10 protein-coding genes are annotated in these 13,822 nt (G+C 72.9%); 7 read left to right on the forward strand and 3 right to left on the reverse strand.

Going from position 1 to position 13,822, the window contains the following annotated elements; translation table 11 throughout:
- Positions 1–69: 69 nt before the first annotated feature.
- From mce to ACZ60T_RS07285, 5 genes are all read left to right on the forward strand, one after another.
- Positions 70–510 (forward strand): methylmalonyl-CoA epimerase, encoded by a 441-nt coding sequence (mce, locus tag ACZ60T_RS07265; RefSeq protein WP_365622475.1) that lies wholly within the window; start codon positions 70–72, stop codon positions 508–510.
- Between the two features lie 234 nt (positions 511–744).
- Entirely contained in the window at positions 745–4,602 is a 3,858-nt protein-coding gene (gene scy / locus ACZ60T_RS07270; protein WP_469665112.1) for a polarized growth protein Scy, read from the forward strand.
- A 182-nt stretch (positions 4,603–4,784) separates the two neighbouring features.
- Positions 4,785–5,723, forward strand: coding sequence for a coiled-coil domain-containing protein (locus tag ACZ60T_RS07275; protein ID WP_365622471.1), 939 nt, complete (start codon positions 4,785–4,787; stop codon positions 5,721–5,723).
- A gap of 220 nt (positions 5,724–5,943) precedes the next feature.
- Entirely contained in the window at positions 5,944–7,209 is a 1,266-nt protein-coding gene (locus ACZ60T_RS07280; RefSeq protein WP_469665115.1) for an ABC transporter ATP-binding protein, read from the forward strand.
- Entirely contained in the window at positions 7,206–8,075 is an 870-nt protein-coding gene (locus tag ACZ60T_RS07285; RefSeq protein ID WP_469665117.1) for an ABC transporter permease, read from the forward strand. Before ACZ60T_RS07280 ends, ACZ60T_RS07285 begins: the two co-directional genes overlap by 4 nt.
- 5 nt (positions 8,076–8,080) lie before the next feature.
- Here the strand turns inward: ACZ60T_RS07285 and ACZ60T_RS07290 are convergent, their stop codons facing one another.
- Positions 8,081–8,410, reverse strand: a complete 330-nt coding sequence (locus ACZ60T_RS07290) for an ATP/GTP-binding protein (protein ID WP_365622465.1) — start codon at positions 8,408–8,410, stop codon at positions 8,081–8,083.
- A gap of 219 nt (positions 8,411–8,629) precedes the next feature.
- Between ACZ60T_RS07290 and ACZ60T_RS07295 the strand changes: the two genes are divergently transcribed.
- Positions 8,630–9,658 carry an LLM class flavin-dependent oxidoreductase gene (locus ACZ60T_RS07295; protein WP_469665119.1) on the forward strand — a complete coding sequence of 343 codons (1,029 nt, stop codon included), beginning with the start codon at positions 8,630–8,632 and terminating at the stop codon, positions 9,656–9,658.
- 94 nt (positions 9,659–9,752) lie between these two features.
- On the opposite strand, the gene ACZ60T_RS07300 is transcribed toward ACZ60T_RS07295, so the two are convergent.
- Positions 9,753–10,145 (reverse strand): SCO5389 family protein, encoded by a 393-nt coding sequence (locus ACZ60T_RS07300; protein ID WP_071364795.1) that lies wholly within the window; start codon positions 10,143–10,145, stop codon positions 9,753–9,755.
- Between the two features lie 378 nt (positions 10,146–10,523).
- Between ACZ60T_RS07300 and nucS the strand changes: the two genes are divergently transcribed.
- A complete protein-coding gene (nucS, locus tag ACZ60T_RS07305; protein ID WP_365622461.1) occupies positions 10,524–11,195 on the forward strand; it encodes an endonuclease NucS in 672 nt (223 codons plus the stop codon).
- A 72-nt stretch (positions 11,196–11,267) separates the two neighbouring features.
- On the opposite strand, the gene ACZ60T_RS07310 is transcribed toward nucS, so the two are convergent.
- Positions 11,268–13,799: an ATP-binding protein gene (locus ACZ60T_RS07310; RefSeq protein WP_469665122.1), complete on the reverse strand. Its 2,532-nt coding sequence runs from the start codon at positions 13,797–13,799 to the stop codon at positions 11,268–11,270.
- Positions 13,800–13,822 lie beyond the last annotated feature (23 nt).

Below are 13,822 nucleotides of genomic sequence, written 5' to 3' on the forward strand. Positions count from 1 at the left end.
ACGTCATCGGGCCGTCAGTGTGATCGCGCGCACGTTGCGTAACCGGCGCCGGAGCGCTGCACTGACACCATGCTGACGCGAATCGACCACATCGGGATCGCCTGTTTCGACCTGGAGAAGACCGTCGAGTTCTACACCTCGACGTACGGCTTCACGGTGTTCCACACCGAGGTGAACGAGGAACAGGGGGTGCGTGAGGCCATGTTGAAGATCAACAACACCGACGACGGCGGCGCCTCCTACCTCCAACTGCTCCAACCGGTCCGCGAGGACTCCACAGTCGCCAAGTGGCTGGCGAAGAACGGCGAGGGCGTGCATCACATCGCCTTCGGCACGGCGGACGTCGACACCGACGCCGCGGACATCCGCGACAAGGGCGTGCGGGTGCTCTACGAGGAGCCACGGCGCGGCTCCATGGGGTCGCGGATCACCTTCCTGCACCCCAAGGACTGCCACGGTGTACTCACAGAACTGGTCACTTCGGCGGCCGTTGAGTCACCTGAGCACTGACTACCGCACATCAGGGCTTGTAGGGTTGGGGCGGTCGCCGCTCCCACCAGGGCGACCGGGTCCCGTCGTGGTGGCGGGACGCGAGTCCGGGGTCCGGGTTTCGGGGGACGAGCGTCAGGGGCGGCAGCCCATGCTCCGCCGTTGATCTGACACCATTCCCCGGGGGTCCCGTTCGGCGGATGGACGGGACTCGTTTGGAGAGACTTGCGACCAGGGGACGGATGGGACCGCGCAGTGCGGGGCTACGAACGCCAGGAGCGAGAGCCGGCGGCTGACGTCGACCACCTCTCTCGGTTCGAGGCCGAGATGGAGCGGCTGAAGACCGAGCGGGAGAAGGCGATCCAGCACGCCGAGGACCTCGGCTACCAGGTCGAGGTGCTGCGCGCCAAGCTGCACGAGGCGCGGCGCACGCTCATGTCCCGTCCCGCGTACGACGGGTCCGACATCGGCTATCAGGCCGAACAGATGCTGCGCACCGCGCAGATGCAGGCCGACCAGATGCGGGCGGACGCCGAGCGCGAGCTGAGCGAGGCGCGCGCGCAGACGCAGCACATCCTTCAGGAGCACGCGGAGCAGACCGCCCGCCTCCAGGCCGAGCTGCACACGGAGGCGGTCACCCGCCGCCAGCAGCTCGACCAGGAGCTGGCCGAGCGCCGCCGCACGGTCGAGTCGCACGTCAACGAGAACGTGGCGTGGGCCGAGCAGTTGCGCGCCCGCTCCGAGTCCCAGGCCCGGCGGCTGGTCGACGAGTCGCGGGCCGAGGCCGAGCAGTCCCTGGCCGCCGCGCGCGCCGAGGCCGAGCGGATCACCGCGGAGGCCCGGCAGCGGCTGCACAACGACGCCGAGGCCGCCCGCGCGGAGGCCGACCAGATCCTGCGCCGGGCCCGCGCGGACGCCGAGCGGCTGCTGACCGCCGCCTCCGCGCAGGCCCAGGAGACCACCGACCACGCCGAGCAGGTGCGCTCCGCCACGGCGAGCGAGTCGGACGCCGCGCGGCGGCAGGCGGCCGAGCTGAGCCGGTCCGCCGAGCAGCGGATGTCCGAGGCCGAGTCGGCGCTGCGCGAGGCGCGCGCCGAGGCCGACAAGGTCGTCGCCGAGGCGAAGGAGGCCGCGACCAAGGCCCTCGCCACGGCCGAGGCGACCAACGAGCAGCGCACGCGCACGGCCAAGGAGCAGGTCGCCCGCCTGGTCACGGAGGCCACGAAGGACGCCGAGACCACCAAGGCCGAGGCCGAGCAGGTCGTCGCGGACGCCAGGGCCGAGGCCGAGAAGCTGGTCGCGGAGGCCGCCGAGAAGGCGCGCGCCATCACGGCCGAGGAGTCCGCCTCCCAGCTCGCCAAGACGGCCCGTACGGCCGAGGACGTGCTGAACAAGGCGTCCGCGGACGCCAAGGCGACCACCAAGGCCGCCGCCGAGGAGGCCGAGCGGATCCGCGCGGAGGCCGAGGCCGAGGCGGACCGGCTGCGCGCCGAGGCGCACGAGATCGCCGAGCAGCTCAGGGGCGCGGCGAAGGACGACATCGAGGAGTACCGCGCCAAGACGGTCGAACTGCAGGAGGAGGCGCGCCGACTGCGCGGCGAGGCCGAGCAGTTGCGCTCCGACGCGGTCGCCGAGGGCGAGCGGATCCGCTCCGAGGCGCGCCGTGAGGCGGTCCAGCAGATCGAGGCGGCGGCCAAGACCGCCGAGGAGCTGCTCACCAAGGCGAAGGCCGACGCGGACGAGCTGCGGTCGACGGCCACCGCCGACAGCGAGAAGGTGCGTACGGAGGCCGCCGAGCGCGCCTCGGTGGTGCGCCGCCAGGCCGAGGAGGCGCTGGAGCAGGCCCGCGAGGAGGCCGAGCGGCTGCGCACCGAGGCCGCCGAGCAGTCCGCGGCGGTCACGGAGGAGGCCGAGCGGGCCGCGCACGAGCTGCGCGAGGAGACCGAGCGGGGCGTGGAGGCCCGCCGCGCCGAGGCCGCCCAGGAGTTGACGCGTCTTCAGTCGGAGGCCGAGCAGCGGCTCGCCGCCGCCGAACAGGCGCTCCGCGAGGCCCGCGAGGAGTCCGAGCGGCTGCGCCATGAGGCCGTCGAGGAGACCGAGCGGCTGCGCGCCGAGGCCGCCGAGCGGGTCCGTACGCTCCAGGCGCAGGCCGAGACCGAGGCCGAGCGGCTGCGCACGGAGGCCGCGGCCGACGCGTCCGCCTCCCGCGCGGAGGGCGAGGCCATCGCCGTACGGCTGCGCACGGAGGCCGCGACCGAGGCCGAGCGGCTGAAGACGGAGGCGCAGGAGACCGCGGACCGCGTGCGGGCCGAGGCGCAGGCCGCGGCCGAGCGGCTGGGCGCCGAGGCCACGGAGACGCTGGCCGCCGCGCAGGAGGAGGCCGACCGGCGTCGCCGCGAGGCGGAGGAAGTCCTCGGTACGGCGCGCGAGGAGGCCGACCGCGAGCGCGAGCGGGCCCGCGAGCAGAGCGAGGAACTGCTCGCCGTGGCGCGCGCCCGGGTCGAGGAGGCCCAGGCGGAGGCCGTCCGGCTGGTCGAGGAGGCCGACCGGCGCGCGACCGAGATGGTGTCGGCGGCCGAGCAACACGCCGAGCAGGTACGGGAGTCCGTGTCCGGGCTCCAGGAGCAGGCGCAGGAGGAGATCAGCGGTCTGCGCTCCGCCGCCGAGCACGCCGCGGAGCGTACGCGCACCGAGGCGCAGGAGGAGGCGGACCGGCTGCGGGCCGACGCCCACGCCGAGCGCGAGCGGGCCGGCGCGGACGCGAACCGCGTCCGGCAGGAGGCCGCCGAGGCGTCGGAGGCCGCCAAGTCCCTTGCCGAGCGCATGGTTTCGGAGGCGACCGCCGAGGCCGAGCGGGTCCGTTCGGACGCCGCCGAGCACGCCCAGCGGGTGCGTACGGAGGCCTCGGACACCATCGCCTCGGCCGAGCAGAACGCGGCGCGGACCCGTGCCGACGCCCGCGAGGACGCGAACCGGATCCGGTCGGACGCGGCCACCCAGGCCGACACCCTCATCACGGAGGCCGCGTCGGAGGCCGAGCGGCTGACCACCGAGACGGCAGCCGAGACCGAGCGGGTCCGGGCCGAGTCCGTGGCCCAGGCCGAGAAGCTGCTCGCGGACGCCGCCACCGAGGCGGAGCGGCTGCGCGCGGAGGCCGCCGAGACGGTCGGGTCCGCACAGCAGCACGCGGAGCGGATCCGCAGCGAGTCGGAGCGGCTCAAGGCGGAGGCGGAGGCCGAGGCCGAGCGGGTCACCGCGGCGGCGCGCGAGGAGGCCGAGCACACGCTGGACGAGGCCCGCAAGGACGCCAACAAGCGGCGTTCGGAGGCGGCCGAGCAGGTCGACACGCTCATCACGGAGACCGCCGCCGAGGCCGACAAGCTGCTCGCGGAGGCGCAGCAGGCCGCGCTCAAGACGACGGCGGACGCCGAGGCGCAGGCCGACACGATGGTGGGCGCCGCCCGTACGGAGGCCGAGCGGCTGCTCGCCGAGGCGACGGTCGAGGGCAACGGCCTGGTGGAGCGGGCCCGTTCGGACGCGGACGAGCTGCTCGCCGGGACGCGCCGGGACGCGACCGCGATCCGGGAACGCGCGGAGGAGATGCGCGAGCGGCTCACGACCGAGATCGAGGAGCTGCACGACCGGGCGCGGCGCGAGTCGGCCGAGACGATGAAGTCGGCGGGCGAGCGGTGCGACGCGCTGGTGAAGGCCGCCGAGGAGCAGTTGGCGAAGGCCGAGGAGGAGGCCAAGGAGACGGTCTCGGAGGCCAAGTCCGAGGCGAGCAAGGTGCGCATCGCCGCGGTCAAGAAGGCCGAGGGGCTGCTGAAGGAGGCCGAGCAGAAGAAGGCCAAGCTCGTCGCCGAGGCGGAGAAGATCAAGGCGGAGGCCGTCCGCGAGGCCCGCGAGGCGGTCGAGGAGGGCAAGCGCGAGCTGGCGGTCCTGGTGCGCCGCCGCGAGGACATCAACGCGGAGATCTCCCGTGTCCAGGACGTCCTGGAGGCGTTGGAGTCCTTCGAGACCCCGACCGGCAAGGACGGGGGCCGGGACTCCGGAGTCAAGGCGGGTGCCGGCGCGGGCGGGACACGTTCGGGTGGCAAGGGATCAGACGGGTAGCAGAGAGCGGCGGTTGTGTGCTTGACGGTGCGTTTCCCTCGGGTTCTGGCAAGACCCCGGGGGGTCCACCACCCAAAAGAGGTGTCATTCTCCAGATCAAACGTGCATCCGCTCGATGACACGCCGCTAAGAGGCCTAGGATTTCCTCTATCACCTCACCGGTCTCATTCGACAGGAACCCCATGAGCGACACTTCCCCCTACGGCTTCGAGCTTGTGCGGCGTGGGTACGACCGCGCTCAGGTGGACGAACGGATCTCCAAGCTCGTCTCCGACCGTGACAGCGCTCTCACCCGCATCACCGCCCTGGAGAAGCGGATCGAGGAACTCCACCTCGAGACGCAGAACGCCCAGGCGGCTGTCACCGACGCCGAGCCGTCCTACGCGGGTCTCGGCGCGCGCGTCGAGAAGATCCTTCGCCTCGCCGAGGAAGAGGCCAAGGACCTGCGCGAGGAGGCCCGTCGCGCTGCCGAGCAGCACCGTGAGCTGGCCGAGTCCGCCGCCCAGCAGGTGCGCAGCGACGCCGAGTCGTTCGCCGAGGAGCGCAAGGCCAAGGCCGAGGACGAGGGCGTCCGGATCGTCGACAAGGCCAAGAGCGACGCCGCGCAGTTGCGTTCGGAGGCGCAGAAGGACGCGCAGTCCAAGCGCGAGGAGGCGGACGCTCTCTTCGAGGAGACCCGCGCCAAGGCCGCGCAGGCCGCCGCCGACTTCGAGACGAACCTCGCCAAGCGCCGCGAGCAGTCCGAGCGCGACCTGGCGTCCCGTCAGGCCAAGGCCGAGAAGCGGCTGGCCGAGATCGAGCACCGCGCGGAGCAGCTCCGCCTGGAGGCCGAGAAGCTGCGTACGGACGCGGAGCGCCGCGCCCGTCAGACGGTCGAGACGGCCCAGCGCCAGGCCGAGGACATCGTGGCCGACGCCAACGCCAAGGCGGACCGCATCCGTTCGGAATCCGAGCGCGAGCTGGCGGCGCTCACCAACCGCCGCGACTCGATCAACGCCCAGCTCACCAACGTCCGCGAGATGCTGGCGACGCTCACGGGCGCGGCGGTGGCCGCGGCCGGTGCCCCGGCCACGGACGACGAGCCGGTCTCCCGTGGGGTCCCGGCCCAGCAGTCCCGGTAGGTCGAAGCGCCCAGCGCGCTGATCTCGGCGAAGCCCTCCGTCATGGTCGTGGCGGAGGGCTTCGCGCTGCTCAGGGCACCCGCGACGACCTCAGCGAGCCGCACTGACCTGGGAGGTTTTACTCTCTCTTGGGCGGAACCGTCAGCGCCCCGTTATGCTCCTAACTCTTACGGGGGCAGCACGCGCCCCGACGTCCTGAACCTTCCGATGGGTGCGGAGCATGATCGAGGCAGTCGGCCTGACGAAGCGCTACGGCGCCAAGACGGCCGTGTACAACCTTTCCTTCCAGGTGCGGCCGGGTGCCGTCACCGGCTTCCTCGGGCCGAACGGCTCGGGCAAGTCGACGACCATGCGCATGATCCTCGGCCTCGACAACCCCACCTCGGGGCAGGTGACGATCGGCGGCTATCCCTACCGCAAGCTGCCGAACGCCTCGCGCCAGGTCGGCGCCCTGCTCGACGCCAAGGCCGTGCACGGCGGCCGGACCGCCCGCAACCATCTGCTGAGCCTCGCGCAGCTCTCCGGCATCCCGGCCCGCCGGGTCGACGAGGTGCTCGGTGTCGTCGGCCTCCAGGACGTGGCGGGCAAGCGCTCCAAGGGGTTCTCGCTCGGCATGGGCCAGCGGCTCGGCATCGCCGCCGCGCTCCTCGGCGACCCCCAGGTGCTCCTCTTCGACGAGCCGGTCAACGGCCTCGACCCCGAGGGCATCCTGTGGGTGCGCAACCTCATGAAGTCCCTTGCGGCGGAAGGCCGTACGGTCTTCGTCTCCTCCCATCTGATGAGCGAGATGGCGCTCACCGCCGATCACCTGATCGTGATCGGGCGCGGCCAGTTGCTGGCCGACATGAGCGTCACGGACTTCATCTCCGCCAACTCCGCCGACTTCGCGCGCGTCCGTACGCCGGGCAGCGAGCCGGAGCACCGCGAGAAGCTGACGACCGCGCTGACCGAGGCGGGCGGCCAGGTGCTGCCCGAGCAGGACGGCGCGCTGCGCGTCATGGGCCTGCCGCTGCCGCGGATCAGTGACATCGCGCACGACGCCGATGTCCGCCTGTGGGAGCTGTCGCCCCATCAGGCGTCCCTGGAGGAGGCGTACATGCGGATGACGCAGGGCGCCGTCGACTACCGCTCGACGGCCGACCAGCGCGCCGGGCTCCAGCAGCCGCTGCCGCCCGGGGCCCAGCCCCCGATGCCGGTGCCGGTGCCGGGACAGGGCCAGCCGGACTGGTACGCCCCGCCGCCGCCCCAGCAGGGCGGGCAGCCCTTCGCGATGCCGGGCCAGGTGCCGGGGCAGATGCCGGGCCAGCCGCCCGCGAGCCCCTACGGCGCCCCCGCGGCACCCGCCGCCCCGGCCGGGCAGCCGAACCCCTACGCCCAGCCCGCCCCTCCGGCCGCGGCCCCCGCGGCCCAGCCCGCCCCGCCGGCCGCGGCCCCCGCAGCACCCGCGGCCCAGCCCGCTCCGACCAAGTCCGAGGACGCCCGATGAGTACGCCCCAGCCTCCGCTGCCGCAGGCCGCGCCCGCCTGGCCGGCGGACCCCGGTACCGGCCGGTCCGTCTACACGTCCCCGATCCCGATCGTGCGGACCACCTTCCTGCACGCCGTCTCCTCGGAGTGGACGAAGATCAGGTCGCTGCGCTCCACGATGTGGACGCTCGGGGTCTTCGTCCTGCTGGTGGTCGGCATCGGGCTCGCCACGGGCGCGCTGGTCGCGAACTCCTCGTCCAGCCTGAATGGCGACAGCCCGCTGCCGCTCGGCTTCTTCGGCCTGCTGCTCGGCAGCATGTGCATCATCACGCTGGGCGTGCTCACCACGGCGTCGGAGTACGGCACCGGCATGATCCGTACCACGATGACGTCGTGCCCCAGCCGCGGGCGGGTGCTGGCGGCGAAGGCGACCGTGTTCTTCCTCCTCGCCTTCGTGATCACGCTGGTGACCACCGCGTTCGTCGCCTTCGTGCAGGTGGCGATGGTGAACGGGAACGGCGCCGGGGACCCGACCGGCGGGCAGTGGGTGAAGGCCACGGTCGGCGTCAGCCTCTACGTCGCGCTGCTCGGGCTGCTCTCGCTCGTGATCGGTTCGATCGTGCGGCACTCCGCGGGCGCCATCGCCACCATGATCGGCGCCGTGCTCGCCCCGCTCGTCATCGCGCTGTTCATGATGGCGGATTCCCTGGAGGGCGTGCGCAAGGCCCTGTTCGAGTACTCGATCCCGAGCCAGCTCAGCGTCTTCTACGCCAACTCCCTGACGGATTCCGGCCCGTCGGGCTGGGACCCGCTGTGGATCATCCTGGGCGTGACGGCCGCCGCCTTCGCCGGCGCCTGGCTGCTGCTGGAGCAGCGCGACGTGTAGGAGGTTCAGTACCTCGGCGCGTTACGAGACCGCTGCACCCGTGTGGTGCGGCGGTCTCTGGCGTTCCAGCAGGCCTTGTGCCAGTGCCGCCGGTCGTCCACGCCCGCGTGCTCGGGCCAGGCCACCACATGCGGGACGCCGGAGGGGATCACCTGGTCGCAGCCGGGGCAGCGGTAGGTCTTGCCCTGGACGGCGGCGCCCGCGACATGGCGCACGCTCCACTCCTCGCCCTGCCAGTTCTCGGAGGTCTGACGGCCGCCGTAGCGCGAGATCGCGTCGTCCTCGCTCCGGCCGAACGAGCCGGCGCCCTTGGGTCGGTTGCGACGCGGGGACACTGAACACCTCACAGGCAGTACGGGGATGGGGGCTGCGTCCAGCGTACGCGGCACCGGCGCAGGGAGGCGCACATCACCCATCCCGGCGGATCACCCACCCATCGGCACATTCTCCAGACAATCCGCAAATCCCGCCGTCCCGCCGTGACTTGGGCACATGTCAGGCAGTTATGCCGGGCGGGGGAGCTCCGCGTCGGAGCCAGGAAAGCAGGAAGTGCGATGCGCGTGGGAAGTTTTGTACTGGCGGCCCAGTTCCCGGGGCAGGGCCAGGGGGAGGCGCTGCACCGCGCGGTGCGGTCGGCCGAGGTCGCCGAGGAAGCGGGGCTGGACACGGTATGGCTGGCCGAGCACCACTTCGTGCCGTACGGCACGTGCCCGTCGGCGATCACCCTGGCGGCGCTGCTGCTGGGCCGCACCCGCCGGATCAGGGTCGGTACGGCGGTGAGCGTCCTGCCCACCGCCCATCCGGTGGCGCTCGGCGAGCAGGCCGCCCTGCTGCATCTCACCTCGGGCGGGCGTTTCTCGCTCGGGGTGGGCCGCGGCGGGCCGTGGGTGGATCTGGAGGTGTTCGGCTCGGGGCTCGGGGCGTACGAGACGGGGTTCCCGGAATCACTCGATCTGCTGGTGCGCTGGCTGCGCGAACCGTCCGTGGCGGCCGAGGGGGAACGATTCACCTTCCGTGAGGTCCCGGTGGTCCCGCGCCCCTCGGAGTCCCTCACCGAGACCGCGGGGCCCGAGGTCGTCGTCGCCTGCACCTCGCCGACGAGCGTACGGCTGGCGGCCGAGCGCGGGCTGCCGATACTGCTCGGGATGCACACGGGGGACGAGGAGAAGGCCGAGATGATCGCCCTGTGGCGGCGGACCGCGCGGGCGGCCGGGGTCGACGCGCGAGTGATCGCGGAGGCCGGTCATGTCTCGGCCGGTGTCTGCCAGATCGCGGACCGGCGCACCGACGCGGCGGAGGCACTGACGAAGGCGATGCCGGGTTGGCTGAAACAGGGTCTCGACGCGCATGTGACCGTCGACGGACGGACCCGTTCCATGCGGGATCCGCTCGCCTACACCGAACTGCTCTGCGGGCTGCACCCGGTGGGCACGCCCCGGCTGTGCGCCGACCGGCTCGCGGCGACCGCGGAGCGCACGGGCATCTCCCGCTTCGCGCTGCTCGTCGAGGGCTCCGGCGACCTCGCGGCGACGGAGGACAACGTACGACGGCTGGGCGCCGAGGTACTCCCCCAGCTCCGCTGAGCCGGACGGAGAGCGGCTTGCCGCTCCGGGGAACGGGTACGGAACACCCGTAGCCGGAGCGGCAGGCCCAGGGCCTGTTGCGGTTGTGCCCGCGTCAGCAGTCGCGCAGTTCCGGCGATTGGTTGAGCAACTGATTGCGGACCGAGGTGAAGCGAGCCAGTGTGTCGTCCACCGAGGAGTCCAGCGGGAACACGGCCACCCGGTGGCAGTTCTGGAAGGCCAGGCGCACTCCGAAGTGCCGCTGCAAGGCGCCTCGTATCGCGTCACTCGCAAGCGCACGCAGCAGTTGTCCACGTGCCTGCTCGTCCGGCGGGGGCGTCTGGTTGTCGGCGAACACTCCGCCGTCGACCTTCAGCTGGGCCACCAGGGAGCTGATCATCTCCCATGCGTAAGGCAGGGAAGTCCGGACGCAGTCGACGAAATCGGCTTCGTCGACCTCGCCTCGCTCGGCCTGTTCCAGGAGGGCCGGTGAGACGTCGAGCGACATGGGTTCTCCTCTCGCACCCCTGAGGACCAGGGGCTGATGGACAGGGCAGGGAGTTCGTACTGTCGAACACGCTGCGTACATATCGCACGACCTCCCGGTTACTACCGTAAGCACCGACCGGGGGCCGCACCAGGAGAATGCGTACACAGCGCACTTCCTCTACGCACACAACCGGCCAGTAACGAAACGGCACAAGACGGGAGATACGAGAGGGCGCGACGGGGACCGGTGGGGGTCGAGAGGCCCTTGGAAGGGCCGGAGGAGACGGGGGCGCGGGCGGCCCGGAGGGACTCGTGGGGGTGGGTCGCGACCCACGCGTACGTCGGCTTCCCGGGGCGAATCGCGTCGAGGCGGGGACGTCGAGTAGCGTTGCCGACCATGCGTCTCGTCATTGCCCGGTGTTCCGTCGACTACGCGGGCCGGCTCACCGCCCACCTTCCCTCCGCGCCCCGTCTGATCCTGGTCAAGGCGGACGGCAGCGTCTCCATCCACGCGGACGACCGGGCCTACAAGCCCCTCAACTGGATGTCGCCGCCCTGCACGCTCAAGCAGGGCTCGGGCGACGACGAGGGCGTGTGGACCGTCATCAACAAGGCGGGCGAGAAGCTGATCATCACCATGGAGGAGGTCCTCCACGACTCCTCGCACGAACTCGGCGTGGACCCCGGCCTGATCAAGGACGGCGTGGAAGCGCACCTCCAGGAACTGCTCGCCGACCGCATCGAGACCCTCGGCGAGGGCTACACGCTCATCCGCCGCGAGTACATGACGGCGATCGGCCCCGTGGACATCCTGTGCCGGGACGCCGAGGGGCAGACCGTCGCCGTGGAGATCAAGCGGCGCGGCGAGATCGACGGCGTGGAACAGCTCACGCGCTACCTCGACCTCCTCAACCGCGACCCCCACCTCGCCCCGGTCCGCGGCATCTTCGCGGCCCAGGAGATCAAGCCCCAGGCCCGCGTCCTGGCCACAGACCGCAACATCGGCTGCACGATCCTGGACTACGACGCACTGCGCGGCATCGAGGACGACAAGCTCCGCTTGTTCTGACCAACGGCACGCCTACGCCGAGGGCCGCTTCCGCAGTGTGCGGAAGCGGCCCTCGGCGTAGCGCGAGCGCGGTCAGATCACCGGGCCCGATGCCGTCGGTGAGCCCGTGTCGTTGCTTGGCGGTGTGGTCGCGGAGCGGGTTGTCGGGGCCGGGCCGCTGGCCGAGTTGGAGGCGGGCGGGGTGAGGGACTCCGGGGGTGACGGCGGGGAGCCGGATTCCGTCGGGGTCAGGGTGCTCGGTGGGGTGGTCGGTGTCTTCGACGGCGCCGGGGACGTCGGCTTGTCCGTCGGCTTGTCCGTGGGGTGCTCGGTGTCGGGCGGTGTGGACGCGGGCGTCGACTCCGGTTCCGACGACGGGGCCGACGGCTCCTCCGAGCCCGTGGGGCTGTCCGAGGGGTCGCTGTCGGTGCTGCTCGGCGACGGCGAGCCCGAGGGGCTGCTCGTGCCGTCCGGGCCGGGACCCGTCGAGACGGGGGCGTCGTTCGCCGCCGAACCGCCCGAGCCGCCGCCCGACTGGTCCGACTGGTCCGCGTCGAGGCCGTCGTCACCCGCGTCCTGGCTCACGGACGGGCCCCCGCCGACCTTCTCGGCCGGGAGGTCGTCGCCGTTGCCCGACGTCACGCCGAGCGTGACGACCGTGCCGAGCACGGCCACGAGCACCGCCCCGGCGCCCGCCGCCACCAGATTCCGCCGGGTGCCCTTCATCATCCCGCGCACACGCCCGGCCTTCGGCGCCGGCTTCGGCGTGGCCTGCTGCGCCAACGGCGTGGTGACGCCGATGAGTTCGGTGGTCGCGAAGCCCGCCGGTACCGGCGGGACCGGCTCCTCGGGCCGCGCGAGAGGCAGTTCCTCCGTGGGCCCGCCCGGCGGTACGGCCCCGGTGCGGTCCGTGACCAACGCGAGGGCGCGCCGCCCGGCGACCGTGCCGCGCTTGTCGGCGAGGGCGCCGCGCAGCCCGATGGACGCCTCCAACTCGGCGCGCGCCCGCTCCAGTTGGCCGGAACACAGCGCAAGGATGCCCAACTCGTGGTGGAAGTAGGCCTGATCGCTCACCTCCCCGGCGAGCCGGGACGCCTCCACACCGAAGCGCAGCGCCCGCTCCCAGGCGCCCCACTGCAACCCCGCGGCGAACGCGGGCGCGGCCTGCCGGGCCAGGCGTACGGCGGCGCTCTCCTCGCCCTCGGCGGGCGGTCGCGTACCGGGGACGAGGAGGGCCAGCGCGGCCAGCAGGGCGTCCGCCTCCGCCGAGACCCGCTCCGGGGTGACCGAGGGATGCCCGGCCCACCAGGCGTAGTGCTGGGCGGCCTTGAGCCCGTACTCCTCGGCCCCGGTCCCGTACCCGGCGGCCTCCAACTGCGTCTGCACCCCGGCGGCGAGCCGGTAGCGGGAGCCGACCGGGGAGACCAGCGCGCAGTCGACGAGTTCGGCGAGGGCCGCGTCCGCGTGGTTCTCGTCGGCGAGCGCCGGAAGGTGGGTCTGGTGGGGCACCTCGCCGCCGAGCGCGACCGCGAACTTGAGCGCCTCGCGCGCCGAGGGGCTCAGCCGGGAGGCGAGCAGCGGGGCGGGCGCGGCGGCCTCGGCGAGCGAGGGCAGCGGCTCCTCGGGCGCGGCGTCGGCGTCGGCGTCGGCAGGGGCATCGGCGGGCGCGTCCGCGGCGGCGTCCCCGTAGGCGTCGAACGCCGCCAGAAGGTCACCGGCCCCGCGTCGCCGGTCACGCTGGCGCAGCAGCGCCCCGGCCTGGAGGAAGCGCAGCGGCAGCCCCTCCGACTCGAACCACAGGTCACCCGCCCACTGCGCCTCCTCCTCGCTGAGGACGCGGCCGATCGCGCGCTCGACGAGTTCGAGGCCGCCCGCGCGGTCGAGTCCGCCGAGGGCGACCTCCTCGATCTGCGCGTCGGCGGAGGGCGCCGCCACGTCGGGCGTGACCGCCAGCAGGAAGGCGCACTCGGGGGTCGCGTCGAGCAGCTCGTCCAGCGCGCTGCCGCCGAACTCCAGGTCGTCGAGGATGACGACGGCGCCGATCTCCCGTACGCGCGCGAGCAGTTGGTCCCGGTCGGGCCGGTACAGCGGCGCCTTGTGGACGGCGGCGAAGAGGTCGTCCAGGAGATCGCTCGTGGTGCGCCGGTAGCCGTTGAGGCGGACCACGCCGTCGGGCGCGAGGTCCGCGCAGTCCTCGGCGACGACGTCCAGGAGCGCGCTGCGGCCGGACCCCGAGGGCCCGGTGAGGCGGATCGACTGGCCGCGCGCGAGCAGCCGTACGAGCCGCGCGCGGTCGTCCTGGCGCTCCAGGAGCGGCAGCCGGGGCCGCGTGGCCCCGGGCGGCACGGGCGGGCGCGCGGCACGGGCGAGTTCGGCCCGCTCGGCGGCGGTGCGCTTGCCGGGCCGGGCGGGCCGCTCGCCGGGCCGTACGGCCTCTATCTCGCTGCCGTCGACGGGGTTGATCGTGACCAGGAAGTCACCCGCCACGAGCTGGACGGTGCGGGCGAGCGCCGGCGCGGGCTGGACGAAGTCCGGTGCGGCGGGGTCCCGCGGCGGGCGCTGGCGCGGCGTGTCACGGTCATCGTCATGGCCGTACGCGTCGGGTTCCCGGGTGTTCGGGTCCATGTAAAGGTCCTTGCCCCCAAAAG

The sequence above is a fragment of the Streptomyces sp. NPDC104371 genome (assembly GCF_055583785.1).

Excerpts from the sequence above, each read along its gene's own strand:
- nucS (WP_365622461.1), top strand. The coding sequence starts at position 10,524 with ATGCGTCTCGTCATTGCCCGGTGTTCCGTCGACTACGCGGGCCGGCTC.
- ACZ60T_RS07285 (WP_469665117.1), top strand. The coding sequence starts at position 7,206 with ATGAGTACGCCCCAGCCTCCGCTGCCGCAGGCCGCGCCCGCCTGGCCG.
- mce (WP_365622475.1), top strand. The coding sequence starts at position 70 with ATGCTGACGCGAATCGACCACATCGGGATCGCCTGTTTCGACCTGGAG.
- ACZ60T_RS07295 (WP_469665119.1), top strand. The coding sequence starts at position 8,630 with ATGCGCGTGGGAAGTTTTGTACTGGCGGCCCAGTTCCCGGGGCAGGGC.
- ACZ60T_RS07275 (WP_365622471.1), top strand. The coding sequence starts at position 4,785 with ATGAGCGACACTTCCCCCTACGGCTTCGAGCTTGTGCGGCGTGGGTAC.
- ACZ60T_RS07300 (WP_071364795.1), bottom strand. The coding sequence starts at position 10,145 with ATGTCGCTCGACGTCTCACCGGCCCTCCTGGAACAGGCCGAGCGAGGC.
- ACZ60T_RS07310 (WP_469665122.1), bottom strand. The coding sequence starts at position 13,799 with ATGGACCCGAACACCCGGGAACCCGACGCGTACGGCCATGACGATGAC.
- ACZ60T_RS07280 (WP_469665115.1), top strand. The coding sequence starts at position 5,944 with ATGATCGAGGCAGTCGGCCTGACGAAGCGCTACGGCGCCAAGACGGCC.